The following is a 19970-nucleotide window of genomic DNA, read 5'->3' as shown; positions in this document are numbered from 1 at the left end:
ATCCGCAATTATATTCCCCAATGATCTTTCAGCGCGCACTCCGACGCGAATTAATTAGCACTGCCGGCGCAGTTTTCACCACGCTCTTCACAATTATCGTCACGGTAATGTTGATCAAGATTCTGGGACAAGCAGCCGGAGGCCAGATTGCGTCCCAGGACGTGGTCGCGCTGATTGGTTTTCAGTCCCTCAATTACATGCCGATCCTGCTGATCCTGACCGGCTATATTTCGGTGCTGCTGGTGGTCACGCGCAGCTACCAGGATTCGGAAATGGTGGTCTGGTTCGCCTCCGGCCAGAGCCTGGTGCGCTGGGTCCGGCCGGTGCTGGAATTCGGCTTGCCGATCATTATCCTGACTGCCATCCTGAGTTTCGTGGCGACGCCCTGGGCCAATAACCAGAGTGCGCAATACCGCGAGCGTTTTGAAAAGCGCGAAGACATCTCTAGGGTTTCGCCCGGCAAGTTCCAGGAATCGGCCGCCGCCAACCGCATCTTTTTCGTCGAGGGCATTTCCGGCGACAGCACCAAGGTCAAGAACGTCTTCGTGAATACCCAGCAGGAAGGCAAGAACAGCATCGTGGTGGCCAAGGAAGGCAACCTGGAAATCGACAAGAACGGCGACAAGTTCCTGATTCTGTCGAAAGGGCGCCGTTATGACGTCCTGGCCGGCAAGAACGAATTCCGCCAGATGGAGTTCGAGCGCTACGGGGTGCTGGTGGCCAGCAACTCGCAGGCCGAGAATGGCGACCGCTCGGCGCAAGCCTTGCCGACCGCGGACCTGCTGAAGGACCGCAACGGTTTCAACCTGGGCGAATTGCTGTGGCGCCTGTCGCTGCCTCTGATGGCGCTGTGCCTGATGCTGCTGGCGATACCGCTGAGCTTCGTCAATCCGCGCGTGGGCCGTTCCGCCAGCTTGCTGATTGCGCTGCTGCTGTATGTTTCCTATAGCAACGTCACCAGCATTTTCCAGGCTGCGGTGGTGCAGGGGCGCTGGTCCTTCATGCTGGCCTGGTGGCCGATGCATCTGATCGTGCTGTTCATCGTCGGCCTGCTATTCATGTGGCGCCTGAACGTCAACAGCCGCTGGCATCCGCTGGTGATGTGGTCTGCAGTCAAGCATGCACGCCTGCTCAAAACTAAAAAATCGGCGGCGGCATGAAGGTATTGCAACGTTACTTTACTGCCGAGATCGTCCGTTCGGTCTTGTTTACGCTGGCGGCGTTCCTGGCGCTGTTCGCGTTCTTCGATCTCACCACGGAACTGAAATCGGTCGGCCATGGCGGCTACAAGCTGCAGCATGCTTTCCTCTTTGTCATGCTGGGCTTGCCCAGCTACGCCTATGAACTGATGCCGATCGCGGCGCTGATCGGCACCATCTACACCTTGTCGCAATTCGCCGCGCGCTCCGAGTTCACCATCATGCGCGTGTCCAGCATGTCGACCATGATGACCGCCAGGATACTGATCAAGATCGGCTTGATATTCGTCGTGGCGACCGTGCTGATCGGCGAATTCGTTTCGCCCAAGAGCGCCGAATTTGCCGAAAAGCTGAAGCTGCAGGCCAAAGGTTCTTCGATCTCGCAGAAGTTCAAGACCGGCTTGTGGAGCAAGGATGTGATCCGCACCGACGGCACCAGCGGCGATATCATCGGCTCGCGCTTTATCAACATCGGCGAGATCAAGCCGGACGGCCAGCTGGTCGGCGTCAAGCTGTATGAGTTCGACCGTAGCCTGCACATGACCGCGCTGATCCAGGCCGCCCATGCCGACTACCAGGGCCAGCACGTCTGGCGCCTGGGCGATGTGGTGCAGACCGATTTCGTCAACGGCACGTCGACCGAAGACATCACCACGGCGATCGCCACCAAGAAATTCCCCAACAAGGACCTGGTGTCCGAAATCACGCCGGAGATCCTGTCGGTCCTGTTTGCCGATCCAGACCATATGTCTGCCTACAATCTGTGGGCCTATTCCAAGCATCTGGCAGAAAACAACCAGCACAGCGAGCGCTACGACATCGCCTTCTGGAAAAAGCTGGTGTACCCGTTCTCGGTATTCGTGATGATGGCGCTGGCCTTGCCGTTCGCCTACCTGCATTTCCGCACCGGCGGCGTCAGCCTGAAGATCTTTACCGGCATCATGATCGGCGTCAGCTTCCAGCTGGTCAATACACTGTTCTCGCATCTCGGCTTGCTGAATACCTGGCCGCCGTTTTTTACCGCGGCCTTGCCCAGCACCTTGTTCCTGCTGATTGCGATCGGCGCCCTGTGGAAGATCGAGCGGCAGTAGCGGCGCTCGAACCAGTTCATGTCACACCCATCTCCGGCGCCGCATCAAGCGATTATCCTGTTTGCCCATGGCGCCCGGGATCCCTTGTGGGCGACGCCGTTTGAAGCCTTGCAGCAGCTGATCGAACGGCAGCGGCCGGAACTGCGGGTCGGCCTGGCCTTCCTCGAACTGATGCAGCCGGATTTGCCCGGACTGCTGCAGAAACTGGCAGCGGAAGGCATCAGCGAAGTCAGCGTGGTGCCGGTATTCCTCGGCCAGGGCGGCCATGTGCGGCGCGATCTGCCGGCCCTGATCGCTCAGGCGCAGCAACTGCATCCGCAATTGACGATCACCGTAGCGCAGGCGGTGGGTGAGCAGCCGCAGGTGCTGGCTGCGATTGCCGGCTATTGCGCGGCTACCCTGCCGAAGCCCTGATACTAAGGCCCCGTTAGAAAATAAGTTGGGCATTTGGGCAGCCGTAGCCGGCGCGCTGCTGCCGCTGTTACATTCGCCACCGCTTGCAGTGCTCGCACTGCGGCGCGGCGGGCGCCTTGCTTCGCATCCAGCTACGGCCACCCAAATGCCCAACTTATTCCCTAACGGACCCTTACCGACGTTTCCCTGCCCTTGGCCTGCAGCCAGGCGATGAAATTGGCCAGTACCGGATCCTGCGGGCTGGCGCGGAACAGCAGATGAAATCCCTTGTCCTGCAGGCGCAAGTCGGGAAATGGCGGTAGCAGGCTGCCGTGCGCGAGATCTTCTTCCATCAGCGCCAGTGAACCCATGGCCACGCCGAGATCGGTGAGCGCCGCCTGCAAACTCAAAAAGAAATGTTCATAGATCGGGCCCGGCAGCTGGCCCTTGACCGGCACGCCGGCTTCGCCAAACCAGCGGGTCCAGGTTTCCGAACGGCTTGACAGGTGCAGCAGCGATGCCTGCAGCAAATCTTGCGGACGCTTGAGCGGATGCTGCTGCAGGTAACGCGGCGACGCCACCGGCGTCAGCACGTCGTCCAGGAAGCGTATCGATTCGTGGTCGGCCCTGTGCATCGGGCTGCGCCGTATCAAGACATCGAATGGCTCCTTGAGCGCCGCCACCGCCACGGTCGACGTGGTGACGCGGATTTCCACCCGCGGATTGTCGATCTGGAACGACGACAGCCGCGGAATCAGCCAGCGCATCGCCATCGACGGCGTGCAGCTGACGCGGATGATGCGCAGCTTGCCGGTATTCAGCAATTGCTCTGCCCCCAATGCAATGCGGTCCAGCCCGGCTTTGACATCGGTAAAAAACAGCCGCGCCGCTTCGGTTGGCTGCACCCCGCGCTGCTCCCTGGTAAACAGGGTGACGCCGAAGTGCTGTTCCAGCAGCTTGATCTGCTGGCTCACCGCGCTGTGCGTGATGTGCAGTTCGGCAGCCGCCAGGGTCAGGCTGCCGGTACGCACCACGGCTTCGAATACGCGCAGGGGCTTGAGCGGCGGGAGTCTGGTTGTCATGTTAAATAAACTTATATTTCGGATAGAAAATACGGCTTTCAGTCTAATCTTGATCGGCCTATTCTACAAGTATCGCTCCTATGGAAATAGCTTCCAAGGGGAAGTTTTTGATGTTTCTATTTGGAGTCCTGCATGTCATTATCCGATAAATTTTCTAATATTAAAACCTTCTGGAAGCAGGCTGCCTCCGGCACCGGCATGACCCTGCCGGAGGCGGAGCAAGCCTATCTCGCCGCGGCTGCCGACCATCAGGATCTGGAGCGGCGCATGCAGGTGCTGGACTGCCGCCATGGTTCGGTCTTGCACACGCTGCGGGTGTTGCGGGCCGGCTCTTACTGAGCCGCATGCGCTTGTGCGCGGCGCCGAAGTTTGCCGGGATTTCCTGGCTGTTGCGAATTTGTTGGCAACGCATAAAATCTGGCGGATGTAAAGTCATTTACTTGACAGAATAGCCAGTAAGAAATATAATCTTGGTATTGCATTGTATGGAGGTCCATATTTTGGACAGTTGTTCTAGTAGTAGCGGTGGATGGGTCCTCGGCCCGGCACATTACGCATAGTCTTTAGCAGACCTCCTTCGTCCGCTGCAGCTTGCGTATTTGCGAGCTGTAGTATCGTCAAATGTTATCGCCGGGTTTTATACCTGCTTGCGCGGTAAACGTCTTGGCAAAGTTGTAGCAGAGAATGCCGCAACGATACTCCCATCCGTGTTTTGTAGTACCGATTGTTCGTGCCGCCATCCGGCGGATTGCGTACGGCCGTGTATTTCCGATCCTGGGTTTTTCCGGGCTTGGCGTTTCCCTGCGCATCTTGCGGGTGAGGCGCACAGCTCGGCGCCCCCAGCCGGGTACGCATAGCCGGCAGGAACAACGGAAGTGGGAAGGAAATCGTCATGCCATTCAACAAACTGCATGCATTTTTTAAAAAACATCGTTCTTCGTTCGCCGCCTCGCAAGAGGATCAGGGCTCCGCTTTGCCGTATCGCATCGTGACCACTTGCCGCAGTTCGGAAGTGGCGCATCTGGAAAATCTGATGCGCAAGCTGCTGGCGAACTATGACGTCACGCACCAGGCCAACGAGCCTGCGGTGCAGACTAACCTGACCGCCATCACGGTGGAAGTGAAGTGTTCGGTGCGCGAGCGTGCCGGACTGGTGCAGCTGGTGACCCGCCTGGCGCAGGAAATCAGCGTCCGCAGCGTGCGCTGGGAAAGCATTCCCCAGCGCTCCGCACGGGTGGCAAAGCCTGCCTATGAACCTTCCACGCGCGGCGGCAGTCCAACGGTACAAGCGGCTTGATCAGGCTTGATCTGGCAATTTTGAATCAGGAGTTTTTGCAATGGACTGTCCCAGTTGTCCGGCTCACCGGACCAGAAATTCAGAAACACACATAGATAAAGCAATTGTCTGCTTGCAGTTGCCTGAAGCGGCCTAGCTATCCTCACATTTCCCGTGTCGGTTGGCCAGGCTGTTCAGCTTGCAATCGACTGGCGGAGCATCTCTCTCACCGTCGCTGTCATGCGTGCCTCTAGCGGTACGTAGCACAATCGCTTTCCATATTGAACGCAGCTGCGCCGATGCGATCGCTTATGCGACGCCTGTGCGGCAAGCATGAAGAGGTGAAATGATGACTATCAAAACCCTGCTGGGTCTGGCATCCGGCAAACAGAACAAAGTAAACAAGGGCGGCAACTGGACTTTTGGCTGGTCGCCCAGCCAGGCTTCGGCGCTGTCCGACAACGGCAGACAAGCCAAGCCCAGCACCGCTTCCAGCGACCGCGCGGTCGGCATGTACGGTGTGCTGGCGACACGCAGCGGCAGCGGCCGCTAAACAATCGAAACAATAGTAATGAAGATGTGAAGGGCATCTCTGCCGCCAAGTCATTGGCGGCGGGGCTGTTCTTATTTGAAAGCGCATCCCGGTAACGCTGCATTAGTGTCAGCGCAGGCCGGCAGCGCCAGAATCAAAGGAAATACCGCAGGTAAGGAGTCAACAATGAAATGGGAATTTTTGAATAAAAGAATAGCAGTATTCTTGGTATTGACCGTAGCAGCCGTCGGCCTGGTCAGCTGGATCAATGTCTTGTCGCCGGAAGACCGGCTGGACCAGCCCGGCCCGGTCCTGCAAAAAGCACTGGCGTCGGAAGCGCACGCCAAGCCTGTCGTTCGTTAACGCTATAGTGGCCGCCGCTCTCCCTCAGGCCGCGTTCCTGGCCTTGGCAGCCTCCGGCTGATCGCCGGCAAGCTGCTGGTCCGCGCGGCTGGCCAGCGCCTCGCCTATCATCACCAGCACCGGACCTTCGCATTGCTGCAAACCTTGCTCCAGCTGATCCAGGTGCAGGCGCAGGATGCGCTGATTGTCGCGGCTGCAGTTTTCCACTACCACTACCGGCGTTGCAGCCGAGCGGCCTTGGGTCAGCAAGCGCTGCGCGGTGGCGGCGGCTTCGCGGCCGCCCATGTATTGCACCAGCGTGTCGCAGTTCGGGATATTCACTTGCTCCGATTCGCCTGGCGCGGTGCTGGAAGTAAAGAACGCCACGCTGCGCGCGACGCCACGCTTGGTCAGCGGCTGCTGTGAAGCGGCGGCGGCGGCCAGTGCGGCGCTGATGCCGGGCACTACTTCAACCTCGATGCCGTGCTTTTCCAGCGCCCGCAATTCTTCGTCGGCGCGGCCGAACAGCATCGGATCGCCGCCTTTCAAACGCACCACTACGGCATATTTGCGGGCATTATCGACCAGCTGCTTGTTGATGAACTGCTGTGCGGTAGAGAGCTTGCCGCAACGTTTTCCGACCGCGATCTTCACGGCTTGCGGGCACAGCGCCAGCATGTCTTCCGTCACCAGCGCATCGTGCAGCACGACGTCGGCCTGCGCCAGCAAGCGCGCGCCGCGCACCGTGATCAGATCGGCGGCGCCAGGGCCGGCGCCGATCAGATAGACTTTGCCATAAGAGGCTTGAGCGCTGGCGTGAGTGGCTTGCATGGCGTGTTCCGGTACGTGGGTGAGGGTTGGCGTTGGCTCAGTCGAGGCGGATCATGCCGGCGGCGACGGTCTGGTGCGTGACTTCGTCGATCAGAATGAAGGCGCCGGTAGCGCGGATCTCATCGTAGGAATCGGCTGCGATGGCTTGCTGCAGATTGAGCGAGACGCTGGCGATGTCGTTCAGTTTCAGCGATTCCGCCGGGCGCCGCTGCTGGGTATTGATATCGAGCAGCGTATCGATCTTGGTGATGCGGGCAGCGGTTTGCTTGGTGCTGTGCTTGAGCCAGTACTTGCGGCGCAGGTCGAGCGCGTCTTCCGACAGCCAGCAGAGGTCGGCGTTGACGGTCTTCAGCAGAGCCGGGGCGCGTTCCACCGAGGTCAGCATGTCGCCGCGCGAAATGTCCAGGTATTCTTCCAGCAGCAAGGTAACCGACTGGCCGACCGCGGCCGAGGGCAGCGAGCCTTCCAGCACCAGGATGTCTTTCACGGTGGCGCTCTGGCCGCTAGGCTGCACGATCAGCTTGTCGCCCTTGCTGACCTTGCCGGCTTCGATGCGGCCCATGTAGCCGCGGAAATCGTTGGCTTCGTGGCCATTGTGGCGCGCCACCAGCTGCACCGGGAAGCGGAACGGTTCGTCATGCGATTCGTCGTAGACGCTGAGCGATTCCAGCAGTTCGATCAGGGTCGGACCCTTATGCCAAGGCATCTTGTCGCCGGCTGCCACCACGTTGTCGCCGGCCAGCGCCGACAGCGGGATCGGGCGCACATCGCGCAGGCCGAGCTGTGTGGCGAATTCCAGGTAGGCAGCGACGATGCGGTCGTACACGCTCTGGTCATAATTCACCAGATCCATCTTGTTGACCGCCACCACCACGTGCTCGATCTGCAGCAGGTGCGCGATGGTCGAGTGGCGCTTGGTCTGCGTCAGCAGTTCAACGCTGCCGTCGTCGCCCAGCTTGACCTTGGAGACGTCGATCAGGATGATCACCGCATCGGCGGTCGAGGCGCCGGTCACCATGTTGCGGGTGTACTGTTCGTGGCCAGGGGTGTCGGCGATGATGAACTTGCGCTTCGGCGTGGCGAAGTAGCGGTAGGCGACATCGATGGTGATGCCTTGCTCGCGTTCGGCTTCCAGGCCGTCGGTCAGCAGCGACAGGTCGATGGTGTCGCCGACCGTGCGCTTGTGCTTGGCGCGCGACATGGCGTCCAGCTGGTCGGCGAAAATGCCCTTGCTGTCGAACAGCAGGCGGCCGATCAGGGTGCTCTTGCCGTCATCCACCGAGCCGGCGGTAATGAAGCGCAGCAGGCCGCGTTCCTGGCCGCGTGCTTGTGGTGCAGCGCTGCTGTCGATGTTCAGGTTACTGTCCAAGTTACTAAGCACGGCGTCCATCAGAAATATCCTTCTTTTTTGCGTTTTTCCATCGAGGCTTCCGAGGTCTGGTCATCCATCCGGGTGGCGCCGCGTTCGGTAATCTGGGTCACCGCGGTTTCGGCGATGATGGCTTCCACTGTCGCCGCATCGGAGGCCACCGGGCAGGTGCAGGAAATGTCGCCGACTGTGCGGAAGCGCACTTCGCGGGTTTCCACCACTTCGCCTTCGCGCGCCGGGGTCAGGTCGGTCAGCGGCACCAGCAGGCCGTTGCGCGGAATCACCTGACGCTGATGAGCGAAATAGATCGGCGGCAGTTCCAGTTTTTCACGGGCGATGTATTGCCAGACGTCGAGCTCGGTCCAGTTGGAGATCGGGAACACGCGCATGTTTTCGCCCGGGTGCACGCGGGTGTTGTACAGGTCCCAGAGTTCCGGGCGCTGGGCCTTCGGATTCCATTGGCCGAATTCGTCGCGGAAGGAAAAAATGCGTTCCTTGGCGCGCGCCTTTTCCTCATCGCGGCGGGCGCCGCCGATGCAGGCGTCGAACTTGTGTTCGGCGATGGTTTCCAGCAGGGTCACGGCTTGCGCCGCATTGCGCGAATCGGTCTGCGGATTGCGCAGGCGCACGGTGCCGCGCTTGATCGAATCCTCGACCAAGCCGACGATCAGGCGCTCGCCCAGTTCCGCCACGCGCTTGTCGCGGAAGGTGATCACTTCGGCGAAGTTGTGGCCGGTATCGATATGCACCAGCGGGAAAGGAAATTTGCCGGGACGGAAAGCTTTTTCCGCCAGGCGCAGCATCACCACCGAATCCTTGCCGCCGGAGAACAGCAGGGCCGGATTGCTGCATTCCGCCGCCACTTCACGCATGATGTGGATAGCTTCCGATTCCAGCCAGTCGAGATGACGGTTGGCGGCCTGGTCCAGGAAAAATTTTTCAACAACTGTGTTCATAGCGGTTCTTGTCATTTGATATAGCGATGATGAAGCAATAAGCGGTATCAAGCGTTCTGCTGCGAGACGGCTTTGATGCGTATCAGTTTGCCGTCCACCACGTGCAGGCCGCATTCCTTGGATTCCGGATTTTCCCACCACCAGCGGCCGGCGCGCACGTCTTCGCCCGGTTGGATGGCGCGTGTGCAAGGTTCGCAGCCGATGGATGGATAGCCCTTGTCGTGCAGCGGGTTGTACGGCACCTTGTTGCTGCGGATGTATTGCCAGACGTCGTCTTCCGACCAGTCCGCCAGCGGATTGAACTTGCTCATGCCATGCGCTTCATCATGCTCTTGCACATGCAGCTCGGCGCGCGTCAGCGACTGCGCCCGGCGCTGTCCGGTGATCCAGGCCTTGTTGCCGGCCAGGGCACGGTTGAGCGGTTCGATCTTGCGGATGCGGCAGCATTCCTTGCGCATCTCGACGCTGTCGTAGAAAGCGTTCAAGCCATTCTGTCCGACATAGGCAGCCACCGCTTCCGGTTGCGGCCGGTAAGGCGTGACCTCGTAATCGTAGGTTTCTCTGATGCGGTCCAGCATGCCCAAGGTTTCCGCATGCAGGCGGCCGGTTTCCAGCGTGAAGATGGAAATCCTGTCTTGCAGCTGGCCGCGCAGGATGAGGTCGGTCAGCACCATGTCTTCGGCCGCCAGGCTGGAGGCGAATACCGCCGGCGTATATTCGGCGGCGATTCTTTCCAGCGTCGCCTTGGTGGCCGCCACCAATTCCGGCAGGGAGGGAGTCGGGCTGCTCATGATCAATCCTGGCTGACGGCTTGGCGGTTCACACGGCGGAACAAGGGTGTTTTCTCGTCCCACGAAGTCTGGTATTTTTCGGTGAAATCGGTGAGGCCCTTGAGGGCGTCATGGATGTTCTTGTCGGCGCGTACCGCAAAAGCATCGAAGCCGACCCGCTGCATGTAGAACAGCTGGTCGCGCAAGACGTCGCCGATGGCGCGCAGCTCGCCGCTGTAGGCCAGGCGCGTGCGCAGGTTGTAGGCGATCGAGTAGCCGCGGCCGTCGGTAAATTTAGGGAAGTCGACCGCCACCACGGCGAAATGCGCCAGATCTTCCTTCAGCACGTCGGCCTGGGCATCGCTGCTCAGCCACACGCCGACAGGCGTACGGTCCTGCAGCTGCGCGCGCTGGGCTTGCCAGACGCTGAACGGCACGATCACCTTGCCGGCCGGGATGCTGACGCTTTCGCTGGTCTCGCCTTCTTGCAGGCGCAATACGCTCCAGTCGTCGCCGACCACTGCACGGTTCTTGATGATTTCATTAGTAGACACAAGCATCCTCCCCATGGGTGTAACCGGTCGGGATCGGACTGGCGTAGACGTATTCCTTGAACGGCGCAACGCCGAGACGCTGCACGGTATCGATAAACAGTTCTTCTTCGTGGCGCTGCTTCACATACACATCCAGCAAGCGCTCGATGACCACCGGCATCTGCTGCGCCGAGAACGACGGCCCGATGATCTTGCCGATGCTGGTGTTGTTGCCCTGCGCACCGCCGATCGACACCTGATACCACTCGGAGCCATCCTTGTCGACGCCGAGGATGCCGATGTTGCCGACGTGGTGGTGGCCGCAGGCGTTGATGCAGCCCGAAATGTTCAGTTCGATCTCGCCGATGTCATGCTGGAAATCGAGGTTGTCGAATTTTTCGGCAATCGCTTGCGCGATCGGGATCGATTTGGCGTTCGCCAGCGAGCAGAAATCGCCGCCCGGGCAGCAGATGATATCGGTCAGCAGGCCGATGTTTGGTGTCGCCAGGCCTTGCGCCTTGACTGCCTGCCACACCGTGAACAGGTCGCTCAGCTTGACGTCGGCCAGCACCAGGTTCTGTTCGTGGGTGATGCGCACTTCGCCGAAGCTGTACTGGTCGGCGAGGTCGGCGACAAAGTCCAGCTGGGCGGCAGTGATGTCGCCCGGCGGCACGCCGGTTTTCTTGACCGACAGGATCACCGCGGCATAGCCGCTCACCTTGTGCGCCTTGACGTTGCGCAGCAGCCAGTTGGCGAAGCCCTTGTTTTCCGCTTTGTGCGCCTCGAAATCGGCATCGCTGGCAGCCAGGGTTTCGTACGGCGGCGGTACGAAGTACTGGGCGATGCGCTGCAGTTCTTCGACGGTCAGCGTCGCCGGGCCATCCTTGATGTCAGCCCATTCGGCTTCCACCTGGCGGCCGAATTCTTCGGCGCCGAGCGCTTTCACCAGGATCTTGATGCGTGCCTTGTACTTGTTGTCGCGGCGGCCGTGCTGGTTGTAGACGCGCAGGATCGCTTCCAGGTAAGTCAGGGCGTGCTGCCATGGCAGGAATTCGCGGATCACGCTGCCGATGATAGGCGTGCGGCCCATGCCGCCGCCGACCAGGAAGCGGAAGCCGACTTCGCCTTCTGCGTTCTTGACCACGTGCAGGCCGATGTCATGCACCGCCGTGGCGGCGCGGTCCTGTTCGGAACCGCTGATGGCGATCTTGAATTTGCGCGGCAGGAAAGCGAATTCCGGATGGAAGGTGCTCCATTCGCGGATGATTTCGGCGTACGGACGCGGATCGATGATCTCGTCGGCGGCGACGCCAGCCAGTTCGTCGGAAGTGGTGTTGCGGATGCAATTGCCGGAAGTCTGGATGGCGTGCATTTCCACCGTCGCCAGTTCCGCCAGGATGTCCGGCGACTGTTCCAGGTTGATCCAGTTGAACTGGATGTTCTGGCGGGTGGTGAAATGGCCATAGCCGCGGTCGTAAGTGCGGGCGATATGGGCGAACATGCGCACCTGGGCCGAGGCCAGCATGCCGTACGGCACGGCGATCCGCAGCATGTAAGCGTGGCGCTGCATGTAGAGGCCGTTCTGCAGGCGCAGCGGCAGGAATTCTTCTTCCGTCAGTTCATCCGACAAACGGCGGCGTACCTGGTCGCGGTACTGCGCCACCCGTTCCTTGACTATCTGGTGATCGTATTGATCGTAGCGATACATCTTCGTCTTCCTTATGGGTTGTGGCTAGCTGCGCCACGCCTTTGCAAAGTTCCAAAACGGATACGGGAGCCGCAAACCGCGGCTCCTTAATAAATCAGTTTCACTGCGACGCTGGTCAGCGTTACGGCCAGGAGGCCGCGCAGGAATTTTTCCGGCACCGAGCGTGCGGCCAGCGAACCGAGCGTGATGCCGGGCACCGAACCCAGCAGCAGCGAACCCAGCAAGTTCCAATCGATCGATCCCAGCCACCAGTGGCCGAGCGCGGCGATGGCAGTCAGCGGCACCGCGTAGGCGATATCGGTGCCAGCCACTTCGGCCGGCGACAGGCGCGGATACAGCAGCACCAGGATAGTCGCGCCGACGGCGCCGGCGCCGATCGACGACATGGTGACCAGCGCGCCCAATGTCAGGCCGGCGACGACGGTGGCAATGGTCAGGTTCTTGCCTTGCAGCTGTTTTTCCGGATGGGCGTTCAGCCACAGCTGCAGCTTGCCCTTGAACAGCAGGGCAACCACGGTCAGCAGTACGGAAATGGCGATCGAGTAACGGATGACCTGGCCGATTTCATTGCTGATGCCGCCTAGATATTTGAGGATCAGTGCCGTGCCGATGGCGGCGGGCAAGGCGCCCAGCGACAGCAGCTTGACGATATCCCAGCGCACGGTTCCCTTGGAGCGGTGCGCGACCGTACCGGCAACCTTGGTCACTGACGCAAACGCCAGGTCGGTGCCTACCGCCACACTTGGATGGATGCCGAACAGCAGGGTCAGCAAAGGCGTCATCAGCGAGCCGCCGCCGACACCAGTCAATCCCACCAACAATCCGACGGCAAAACCGCTCACTACATAAGAAACAGTCATATCACCTCGTACTAAACACCTCGAATCGTAATAAACTTCGCATATATGTCCAACTACAGACTATTTATTTGCTTATATGCGTATTTGATATATGTAAATACAGGGAGCGCGCTTGCCGGTGGCGGGACTTTGAGTGTAGCAGGGAGTGATAGGGGTAGATAGTTGCTGGGATGAAATGATGGTTTCATCAATCTCCCGGTGTGTGCTGGACAGATTCTTATTAAAGAAAAAACAAGGAAAATTCATGAATCTCCATCAGTTCCGCTTCGTCCGCGAGGCGGTGCGCCAAAATTACAACCTGACCGAGGCAGCCAAGGCGCTGTATACCTCGCAGCCGGGCGTCTCCAAGGCGATCATCGAGCTGGAAGAAGAACTGGGTGTTGATATTTTCACACGGCACGGCAAGCGCATCCGCGGGCTGACCGAGCCGGGCCGGGCGGTGCTCAAGTCGGTCGAGCTGATCATGCAGGAAATCGATGGCCTCAAGCGCATCGGCAACGAGTACGCCGCGCATGACAGCGGCAGCTTCACGATTGCCACCACGCATACCCAGGCGCGCTATGCCTTGCCGAAAGTGGTGCAGGCGTTTACCCAGAAATTCCCCAAGGTGCGGTTGTCGTTGCTTCAGGGTAATCCTAAGCAGGTGGCCGACATGGTGCGCAACGACCAGGCCGATCTGGCGCTGGCCACCGAAGCCATCGTCAATGCCGACGGCCTGGTGACCTTGCCTTGTTATCAATGGGAGCATGTGGTGGTGGTGCCGCCCGACCATCCCTTGCTGCAGTCGAAGGCGATCACGCTGGAAGAAATCGCCGCCTTTCCCTTGATTACCTACGACAGCGCCTTCACCGGCCGGACCAAGATCGATCATGCGTTTTCTTTGCGCAACCTGAAGCCGGACGTCTTGCTGGAAGCCATCGACGCCGACGTCATCAAGACCTACGTCGAACTGGGCATGGGAGTCGGCATCATCGCCGGCATGGCGTTCGATGCCGAGCGCGACACCGGCTTGCGTTCGATCCCGGTCGGCCATCTGTTCGGCACTAACATCTCGCGGGCGGCAGTCAAGCAGGGCGCCTACCTGCGCAGCTATGTGTATACCTTCATCGAGCTGCTGGCGCCGACCATGAACCGCAAGCTGATCGAGCAGGTGATGAACGGCGAGAAAGACATGTACGAGCTGTAATCCAGCTGGTAAAAGAGAAAAGGGCAACCGCGACGGTTGCCTTTTTTTATGTTGTAGTCCGGCACGGGCCAATCTTGGAAGTGAAAGTTCTTCCATAAGTCCATCGCAGCGAACCAAGTGAAGTAAAACTGTGAGCAGGGCAGACAGCACTCTCGCGACACGATGCGCAAAGGAGGCATCTGCATAATATTGTGTACTATCAACATTTTGGCATGTTGCCCAGTGTCGGGTGACTATCGGCCTGATAAGGATACTTTAAGCATGCGATCAATTGTTTTTGCTTTATTGCTGTTGGTGCCGGTTTCAGAAGCGTATGCCCAGACATTTGATTTGCCGCCCGCGACAATCGGCAATGAAGCGGAACTGGATAAAGCGATGCCCAAGCTGGCCGAGCAAGTGCTGGCCGTCTACCAGAATAGCGACCGCGATACCTATCTGGACAATCTGTTCCGTCTGCAATTGGTGGCGGGCCGTTATGCGCAAGCCGGTGCGACCCTGACTGCATTGCATGAGATCAGAAGCGACGGCAAGGGCACGACTTCGGCGCTGAACGTCATGCCCTACGAGATCTATGTCAGGGCCAGAGTCATCGAAGCGGAAAGTAAATTATCGTTCAGCGCCGCTTACGCGCAGGCGTTTCGTGCGACCGTGGGCGCGCTCGACGACATCACGGCGGCGAAATTGAATGACTCGATCGGCTCGCCGCAGGAGCCCTACGGTCCGCGCCTGGACGAAAAGCAAGCCGATCTGCGCGCTGCATTGAGCCGCCAAAAAGCCGTCGCTGCAATCGAATTGAGCGATGCGCTGGATCTGCTGCGCAAGTACGAAGCGGAGCGGTCGTTCGCAAGCTATTACCTGCTGACCGATAGCTTGGTCGCGGAAGATGATCTTCGGCGCTATGTAGTAGAGGACGGCATTCTGGTACCGACGCCCGATGGCGCCTCCGTTTCCACGCTGCTGATGCGCCCGCGTAATGCGACGGCGCCGTTGCCGACGCTGCTTGGCTTCACGATTTACGCAAATCAGGCATGGAGCATGGAGGATGCGCGCATAACTGCCGCGCACGGCTATGCCGCGGTCGTGTCTTACACGCGTGGCAAGGGAAACAGCCACCAGGATCCGGTGCCTCTGGAACATGACGGCGCCGACGCCAGCGCCGTGATCGACTGGATCAGCAAGCAGGCTTGGAGCGATGGCCGGGTTGGCATGTACGGCGGCAGCTATAACGGCTTTACCCAATGGGCCGCCGCCAAGCATCTGCCAACGGCACTGAAGGCGTTGATGCCATCGGTGACCATGGCTCCCGGCATCGATTGGCCCAAGGAAGGCAACGTCTACATGAATTTTGCCTACAGCTGGCTGCCCTACGTGATGAACAACAAGACATTGGATCAGGAACATTACGACGACCAGGATCGCTGGAGCCGCTTGAACAAGACATGGTATCGCGGCGGCCAGGCATACCGCGAACTGGACCGTATCGATGGCACGTCCAACCCGGTCTTTCAGCGCTGGCTGGATCATCCGGACTACGATGCTTATTGGCAGGCGCTGATCCCTTACCGGCAAGAGTTCGCGCAGATCAATATCCCGGTGTTGACGACCACGGGCTACTACGATGGCGGTCAGATCGGTGCGCTTTACTATTTTAACGAGCACAACAAATACAACGCGCATGCCGAGCATTACCTGGTGATTGGTCCCTATAACCATATCGGCGCACAACGCAGTGCCTGGCAGGTCTTGCGCGGTTACCAGATCGATCCGGTTGCCCGCATCGAGATCAGCTGGGGACTCCGTTATCAATGGTTTGACTATGTCTTTCGCGGCGGTCCCAAGCCTGTATTGCTGCAGGATAAGGTCAATTACGAGGTCATGGGTGCGAACGTTTGGAAGCATGCGTCCTCTGTCGCCGCAATGGGCAATGGCAAATTGCGCTTCCATCTAAGCGCAGCGAAGGCGGGAGACACCTATCGCCTGAGCCGGAAAGCCAGCAGCGGCAACGCCTTCGTGACTCAGAAGGTCGACTTTACCGATCGAAGCGACGTCGATGAGTCCGGCCCCAGCCTGATCATCGAAAAAACCGTGGACAAGCGCAACGCGATCGTGTTCGCCAGCGATCCCATGCAGCAGGCGACGGAAGTTAGCGGCTTGTTTTCAGGGCAACTAGATTTCGCAGCCAACAAGAAAGACATGGACATCAACGTGGCCTTATACGAACAGATGGCCGACGGCAGATATTTCCAGCTTTCGTGGTTCATGGCGCGCGCCAGCTACATCAAGGATCGCACGCGGCGCCAATTGCTGCTGCCAGGCAAACGGCAAAAACTGTCTTTCACCAATGGCCGTACAACGAGCCGGCTGTTAGCTGCGGGAAGCCGGCTTGTCGTTGTGCTGAGCATCAACAAGCAGCCGAATGTCCAGATCAATTATGGTTCGGGCAAAGACGTGAGCGACGAAACGATTGCCGATGCCGGCAAGCCGCTGCAGATCAGCTGGTTTGGAGGGAGTTATATTGACATCCCGATCGCGAAATAGGAATTTCAGATGAGGAAATGGCCGAAATTCTTCAATCTCTGATCGGGAACAAGTAGTTATGAAAGAACTGCGAGCGCTTGCTCTACACCGGCGCGCAGTTCTTTCCATCTTGCATTCCTGGCACTCTTGCTCAGGAAATCGCAAGCGCATCGCTAACGCTTAACCTGAATGATCAGTAACCGGCGTCGCGCATTGCGTCTTCAGTCGCATGCTTGGCCATTTCGATGCGATGCATGGCGTGCTGCTGCAGACCGAACACGCGTGGATCGTCCTCACGCTGGGCGACATCGCTGCGCGCGCGTTCCAGCGCTTCTACCGCGTCATGCAGGCGGCCGCGGCGGTCCGGGCGGGCATCCGGGCGTTCTTCATGATAGACATCCTTGCCGACGTCGGCGCCGAGCTGGGTGATTTCGCGCGTGGCGGCATCGATCTCGGACAGGGCGATCTGCTCGTTGCGACCCATGACCCAGTTATCGCCAGGACGATGGTCGATCAGCCAGCGCGCTACGTGCAAATCTGCCAGCGCGTGCAGATAGGCGCCGTGATGGCCGGGTTCGTCGGCTTGCGCCGCAAGCGGCACTACTGCCGGCGCCAGCAACAGGGAAAGGACGAGTTTGTGGATCAGTTTCATAATGGCTCCGTGTTTATTTTTGTATGGCAATGTATTCGATGGGAAATTCAAATCTGATGCATTTTAGAATTTCCGATCGGCAATTATACCGACGTCCCCGCATTGTTTAAGTGCGCTTACCTTTACTTACTACTTAGTAGCGGTCGTAAGGATGGTAGTAGTGCGGACGGTAGTAGCCGGGGCCGATTGGCGCCACGATACAGCCGCTCAGCAAGGTGCTGAGGATGGTGCCAAGCACCAGTGAGGCAATGAGCTTTTTCATGATGTGTCCTGAGTGAAGTGAGTTACCAGGACTTCAGAATGCCACCGACACACTGATACAGGTGCTTCGAGACGGTGTGAGATGTAACGCTTTGTGAGGTAGTGTTTAAGCCTGGAATGCAGAGCGGGCAGGCCCGCTCTGCGCCGCTTGCTTACTCGGCGACCGCGCCGGCTTCGGGTTTGATGTGCAAGGTAATCGGCGGCACTTTGCTCACTAGCCAGAGGGCGATGCCGGTGACCACGACCGCCAGGCCGACGCCCATGTGGATAGATCCGATCAGCGCTTCGCGCGCGGCTTCCAGCAGCAACTGGCCCTGATGGCCGGCGCTCGCCAGCTGCGCCAGCACCGTGGTCTGGGTCTCATGGCTGATGAGGATTTGCGGATCGGCGAAACTGCTGAACCAGGCATCGGCTTTCTGTTCCGCCAGCGCCTGCCGCACGCTGCCCGCATACATGTGATTGATCAGGGTGCCGATGATGGCGGTGCCCAGCATGCTGCCGATCATGCGCAGCGATTGCATCAGCGCGGTGGCGATGCCGAGGTGTTCGCGGCCCGCTTCCTGCTGGATGAAGATGGTCAGGTTGGGCAGGATGAAACCCAGCCCGAGGCCGCCAGTCAGCATGAAGCCGGCGATCACGCCATGCGAGGTCCAGCGGTTGGAAATCACCACGCCCAGGCAGGACAGCGCCAGCAGGCTGAAGCCGATGTAGAGCATGATGTTGGGATTCTTCAGGCGCGGAATGATGCGGCCGTTGGAAATGCTGCCGACCATGATGCAGGCCACCAGCGGCGTGATCAGCAGCCCGGCTTCCTGCGGCGACAGGCCGAAGCCGCCCTGGTACAGCAGCGGCGCATAGAACATCAGCGAAAACATGGAGAAGCCGCTCAGCACCGACAGCAGGAACAGGATCGATAATTTGGGATCGAGCAGCAGGTCGAAAGGCAGGATAGGCTGCGGCGTGTGATGTTCCCATTTCCACAGTGCGACGAAGCTGACGATGCTGGCCGCCAGCAGGCCCAGCATCGTCAGCGACAAGCCGTGCTTGGGCAGCATCTCCACGAACAGCTGCAGGCAGCCGAGCGAGGCGGTGATCAGCAGCGCGCCCGGCCAGTCGAGGCGGATCTTGGCGTCCGGATGGGTATGGCGCAGATGCGGCAGGTATTTATAGACGAAGAACAGCGACAGCACGCCGACCGGCAGGTTGACATAGAACACCCAGCGCCAGCCCCAGTACTGGGTCAGGAAGCCGCCCAGCGACGGCCCGACCGCGGTGGCGATGCCGAACGCGGTGCTCATCAGCACTTGCCAGCGCAGACGCACGTGGGCGCCCGGGAACAGGTCGGGAATGCAGGCAAACGCGGTGCCGACCAGCATGCCGCCGCCTATGCCCTGCAAACCGCGCGCGATTACTAGCCACAGCATGCTGTCGGCCATGCCGCACAGGATGGAGGCGGCGGTGAACAGGATGATGGAGACCAGCACGAAGGGTTTGCGGCCGTAGAAATCGCCCAGGCGGCCAAAGATCGGCACCGTGATGACCGAGGTCAGCAGATAGGAAGTTGCGACCCAGGCGTACAGCTCAAAGCCCTTCAGTTCGGCGACGATGGTTGGCAGCGCGGTGCCGACCACGGTCGAATCGAGCGCCACCAGCATCACCACGAAGGCGATGCCCAGCATGGCAAGCAATGATTCACGGAAGGGCAGTACCTGGTCGCTCGAATGCGCGGAGGCAGAATGGATGGCCATATGATTGTTTTATCGGCGGAGTCGCCGGTTGGTGGAACAGGGCATGAAAATCTGTGATTGATTGCCGCAAGGCAAAGCAGGATACGGATGGATACTTATTGCGAAGACAAGATGATACGCCCCTTGGCAGGTTTCTGCTGCGCGCCGCCAGAGGCACTTATAATCACCCCCCCAATCCGCAGTAAAGCAAGCGATGAAAAAAACAGACAACAAGGCGCTCAACGTCGTCGAACAGCACGGCCAGGCCAGCCTGTCGCCCGCGCAGAAAAGCTTCAATGCGCTGCTCAGGAAACTGGAGACTGAACGCCAGCTGCTGGCGGCATGGCAGGAAGTGATTCCCTTGCACCAGCAGTACTACGTCAGCCAGTACCAGCCGCTGATGCGCAGCTACCACGCGCTGGTGGCGCAGCTGGTGCGCCTGCTGGACGATGCCTACTCGGCGAAAGGCCTGAGCCGGCACGACCAGGAAAAAATCAGCCACATCATTTGCTCCGTCGGCGCCGCGATCATAGGCGACAGCGATGCCGCGGATCTGAAACGGATCTACCGGATGCACGGCGGCGCCGATGCCGACGTAGCGGAAGGACAGCAGGAGGACCTTGCGGAATCCGGGCAGGAGGCCGATAGCGACTCCGATGCGTCGGCTGAACAGCAACGTGAACAT

At 59.5% G+C, this 19970-nt stretch carries 20 protein-coding genes and 1 pseudogene; 10 read left to right on the top strand and 11 right to left on the bottom strand.

Features of this window, described 5'->3' with window-relative positions:
* The first annotated feature begins 20 nt into the window (after nt 1-20).
* Genes lptF through VNZ65_RS06075 form a run of 3 tightly spaced genes read left to right on the top strand, consistent with a single transcriptional unit; the run spans nt 21 to nt 2704 of the window.
* A complete protein-coding gene (gene lptF / locus VNZ65_RS06085; protein ID WP_325667082.1) occupies nt 21-1160 on the top strand; it encodes an LPS export ABC transporter permease LptF in 1140 nt (379 codons plus the stop codon).
* Entirely contained in the window at nt 1157-2290 is a 1134-nt protein-coding gene (lptG, locus tag VNZ65_RS06080) for an LPS export ABC transporter permease LptG (protein ID WP_325667080.1), read from the top strand. The genes lptF and lptG overlap by 4 nt, the downstream gene beginning before the upstream one ends.
* A gap of 18 nt (nt 2291-2308) precedes the next feature.
* Entirely contained in the window at nt 2309-2704 is a 396-nt protein-coding gene (locus tag VNZ65_RS06075; protein ID WP_325667078.1) for a CbiX/SirB N-terminal domain-containing protein, read from the top strand.
* Nucleotides 2705-2865: 161 nt separating this feature from the next.
* On the opposite strand, the gene VNZ65_RS06070 is transcribed toward VNZ65_RS06075, so the two are convergent.
* Nucleotides 2866-3765, bottom strand: a complete 900-nt coding sequence (locus tag VNZ65_RS06070; protein ID WP_325667076.1) for a LysR substrate-binding domain-containing protein — start codon at nt 3763-3765, stop codon at nt 2866-2868.
* Nucleotides 3766-3897: 132 nt separating this feature from the next.
* Here VNZ65_RS06070 and VNZ65_RS06065 point away from each other — a divergent pair, with 132 nt between their 5' ends.
* The 4 genes from VNZ65_RS06065 (at nt 3898) to VNZ65_RS06050 (ending at nt 5936) form a co-directional block, all read left to right on the top strand.
* Nucleotides 3898-4104, top strand: a complete 207-nt coding sequence (locus VNZ65_RS06065; protein WP_325667074.1) for a DUF3563 family protein — start codon at nt 3898-3900, stop codon at nt 4102-4104.
* A gap of 553 nt (nt 4105-4657) precedes the next feature.
* Entirely contained in the window at nt 4658-5062 is a 405-nt protein-coding gene (locus tag VNZ65_RS06060; RefSeq protein ID WP_325667072.1) for a hypothetical protein, read from the top strand.
* A gap of 325 nt (nt 5063-5387) precedes the next feature.
* Nucleotides 5388-5594 (top strand): hypothetical protein, encoded by a 207-nt coding sequence (locus VNZ65_RS06055; protein ID WP_325667071.1) that lies wholly within the window; start codon nt 5388-5390, stop codon nt 5592-5594.
* Between the two features lie 204 nt (nt 5595-5798).
* Entirely contained in the window at nt 5799-5936 is a 138-nt protein-coding gene (locus tag VNZ65_RS06050; protein WP_325667069.1) for a hypothetical protein, read from the top strand.
* 24 nt (nt 5937-5960) lie between these two features.
* Here VNZ65_RS06050 and cobA read toward each other — a convergent pair whose 3' ends face one another.
* The 7 genes from cobA to VNZ65_RS06015 all read right to left on the bottom strand — a co-directional run bounded on the left by cobA (nt 5961) and on the right by VNZ65_RS06015 (nt 12942).
* Nucleotides 5961-6746, bottom strand: coding sequence for a uroporphyrinogen-III C-methyltransferase (gene cobA / locus VNZ65_RS06045; RefSeq protein WP_325667067.1), 786 nt, complete (start codon nt 6744-6746; stop codon nt 5961-5963).
* Between the two features lie 37 nt (nt 6747-6783).
* Nucleotides 6784-8136, bottom strand: a complete 1353-nt coding sequence (locus VNZ65_RS06040; protein ID WP_325667066.1) for a sulfate adenylyltransferase subunit 1 — start codon at nt 8134-8136, stop codon at nt 6784-6786.
* Nucleotides 8136-9071 (bottom strand): sulfate adenylyltransferase subunit CysD, encoded by a 936-nt coding sequence (gene cysD, locus VNZ65_RS06035; RefSeq protein WP_325667064.1) that lies wholly within the window; start codon nt 9069-9071, stop codon nt 8136-8138. Before cysD ends, VNZ65_RS06040 begins: the two co-directional genes overlap by 1 nt.
* A gap of 47 nt (nt 9072-9118) precedes the next feature.
* Nucleotides 9119-9862 carry a phosphoadenylyl-sulfate reductase gene (locus VNZ65_RS06030; protein WP_325667062.1) on the bottom strand — a complete coding sequence of 248 codons (744 nt, stop codon included), beginning with the start codon at nt 9860-9862 and terminating at the stop codon, nt 9119-9121.
* 2 nt (nt 9863-9864) lie between these two features.
* Nucleotides 9865-10401 carry a DUF934 domain-containing protein gene (locus tag VNZ65_RS06025; protein ID WP_325667060.1) on the bottom strand — a complete coding sequence of 179 codons (537 nt, stop codon included), beginning with the start codon at nt 10399-10401 and terminating at the stop codon, nt 9865-9867.
* Nucleotides 10385-12082: a nitrite/sulfite reductase gene (locus VNZ65_RS06020; protein ID WP_325667058.1), complete on the bottom strand. Its 1698-nt coding sequence runs from the start codon at nt 12080-12082 to the stop codon at nt 10385-10387. The genes VNZ65_RS06025 and VNZ65_RS06020 overlap by 17 nt, the downstream gene beginning before the upstream one ends.
* 86 nt (nt 12083-12168) lie before the next feature.
* Nucleotides 12169-12942, bottom strand: a complete 774-nt coding sequence (locus tag VNZ65_RS06015; protein WP_325667056.1) for a sulfite exporter TauE/SafE family protein — start codon at nt 12940-12942, stop codon at nt 12169-12171.
* 244 nt (nt 12943-13186) lie between these two features.
* Between VNZ65_RS06015 and VNZ65_RS06010 the strand changes: the two genes are divergently transcribed.
* Together VNZ65_RS06010 and VNZ65_RS06005 are read left to right on the top strand one after the other, a co-directional pair.
* The gene (locus tag VNZ65_RS06010) at nt 13187-14128 is read left to right on the top strand and encodes a CysB family HTH-type transcriptional regulator (protein WP_061943221.1); all 942 of its coding nucleotides are present in this window, start codon (nt 13187-13189) and stop codon (nt 14126-14128) included.
* Between the two features lie 261 nt (nt 14129-14389).
* Nucleotides 14390-16666: a CocE/NonD family hydrolase gene (locus VNZ65_RS06005; protein ID WP_325667053.1), complete on the top strand. Its 2277-nt coding sequence runs from the start codon at nt 14390-14392 to the stop codon at nt 16664-16666.
* Between the two features lie 172 nt (nt 16667-16838).
* Here VNZ65_RS06005 and VNZ65_RS06000 read toward each other — a convergent pair whose 3' ends face one another.
* The 3 genes from VNZ65_RS06000 to VNZ65_RS05990 all read right to left on the bottom strand — a co-directional run bounded on the left by VNZ65_RS06000 (nt 16839) and on the right by VNZ65_RS05990 (nt 19306).
* Nucleotides 16839-17297, bottom strand: coding sequence for a hypothetical protein (locus tag VNZ65_RS06000; RefSeq protein ID WP_325667051.1), 459 nt, complete (start codon nt 17295-17297; stop codon nt 16839-16841).
* A 133-nt stretch (nt 17298-17430) separates the two neighbouring features.
* Nucleotides 17431-17559 (bottom strand): hypothetical protein, encoded by a 129-nt coding sequence (locus tag VNZ65_RS05995; protein ID WP_041742347.1) that lies wholly within the window; start codon nt 17557-17559, stop codon nt 17431-17433.
* 151 nt (nt 17560-17710) lie between these two features.
* A complete protein-coding gene (locus tag VNZ65_RS05990; protein ID WP_325667047.1) occupies nt 17711-19306 on the bottom strand; it encodes an MFS transporter in 1596 nt (531 codons plus the stop codon).
* Between the two features lie 193 nt (nt 19307-19499).
* Between VNZ65_RS05990 and VNZ65_RS05985 the strand changes: the two are divergent.
* A pseudogene (locus VNZ65_RS05985) lies at nt 19500-19970 on the top strand (hypothetical protein); the annotation flags it as partial.

The sequence above is a fragment of the Collimonas sp. genome, from assembly GCF_035566555.1.
In the GTDB taxonomy this organism is placed as follows: Bacteria; Pseudomonadota; Gammaproteobacteria; order Burkholderiales; family Burkholderiaceae_D; genus Collimonas.
The sequence above is the reverse complement of the archived record's forward strand: the minus strand, read 5'-3'. Positions and strand labels throughout refer to the sequence as shown.

Coding starts and splice junctions, on each gene's coding strand:
- VNZ65_RS06065 (WP_325667074.1), top strand. CDS start 3,898: ATGTCATTATCCGATAAATTTTCTAATATTAAAACCTTCTGGAAGCAG.
- VNZ65_RS06075 (WP_325667078.1), top strand. CDS start 2,309: ATGTCACACCCATCTCCGGCGCCGCATCAAGCGATTATCCTGTTTGCC.
- VNZ65_RS06060 (WP_325667072.1), top strand. CDS start 4,658: ATGCCATTCAACAAACTGCATGCATTTTTTAAAAAACATCGTTCTTCG.
- VNZ65_RS06015 (WP_325667056.1), bottom strand. CDS start 12,942: ATGACTGTTTCTTATGTAGTGAGCGGTTTTGCCGTCGGATTGTTGGTG.
- lptG (WP_325667080.1), top strand. CDS start 1,157: ATGAAGGTATTGCAACGTTACTTTACTGCCGAGATCGTCCGTTCGGTC.
- VNZ65_RS06020 (WP_325667058.1), bottom strand. CDS start 12,082: ATGTATCGCTACGATCAATACGATCACCAGATAGTCAAGGAACGGGTG.
- VNZ65_RS05995 (WP_041742347.1), bottom strand. CDS start 17,559: ATGAAAAAGCTCATTGCCTCACTGGTGCTTGGCACCATCCTCAGCACC.
- VNZ65_RS06005 (WP_325667053.1), top strand. CDS start 14,390: ATGCGATCAATTGTTTTTGCTTTATTGCTGTTGGTGCCGGTTTCAGAA.
- cysD (WP_325667064.1), bottom strand. CDS start 9,071: ATGAACACAGTTGTTGAAAAATTTTTCCTGGACCAGGCCGCCAACCGT.
- VNZ65_RS06070 (WP_325667076.1), bottom strand. CDS start 3,765: ATGACAACCAGACTCCCGCCGCTCAAGCCCCTGCGCGTATTCGAAGCC.
- cobA (WP_325667067.1), bottom strand. CDS start 6,746: ATGCAAGCCACTCACGCCAGCGCTCAAGCCTCTTATGGCAAAGTCTAT.
- VNZ65_RS06025 (WP_325667060.1), bottom strand. CDS start 10,401: ATGCTTGTGTCTACTAATGAAATCATCAAGAACCGTGCAGTGGTCGGC.
- VNZ65_RS06010 (WP_061943221.1), top strand. CDS start 13,187: ATGAATCTCCATCAGTTCCGCTTCGTCCGCGAGGCGGTGCGCCAAAAT.
- VNZ65_RS06040 (WP_325667066.1), bottom strand. CDS start 8,136: ATGGACGCCGTGCTTAGTAACTTGGACAGTAACCTGAACATCGACAGC.
- VNZ65_RS06030 (WP_325667062.1), bottom strand. CDS start 9,862: ATGAGCAGCCCGACTCCCTCCCTGCCGGAATTGGTGGCGGCCACCAAG.
- lptF (WP_325667082.1), top strand. CDS start 21: ATGATCTTTCAGCGCGCACTCCGACGCGAATTAATTAGCACTGCCGGC.
- VNZ65_RS06055 (WP_325667071.1), top strand. CDS start 5,388: ATGATGACTATCAAAACCCTGCTGGGTCTGGCATCCGGCAAACAGAAC.
- VNZ65_RS06000 (WP_325667051.1), bottom strand. CDS start 17,297: ATGAAACTGATCCACAAACTCGTCCTTTCCCTGTTGCTGGCGCCGGCA.
- VNZ65_RS05990 (WP_325667047.1), bottom strand. CDS start 19,306: ATGGCCATCCATTCTGCCTCCGCGCATTCGAGCGACCAGGTACTGCCC.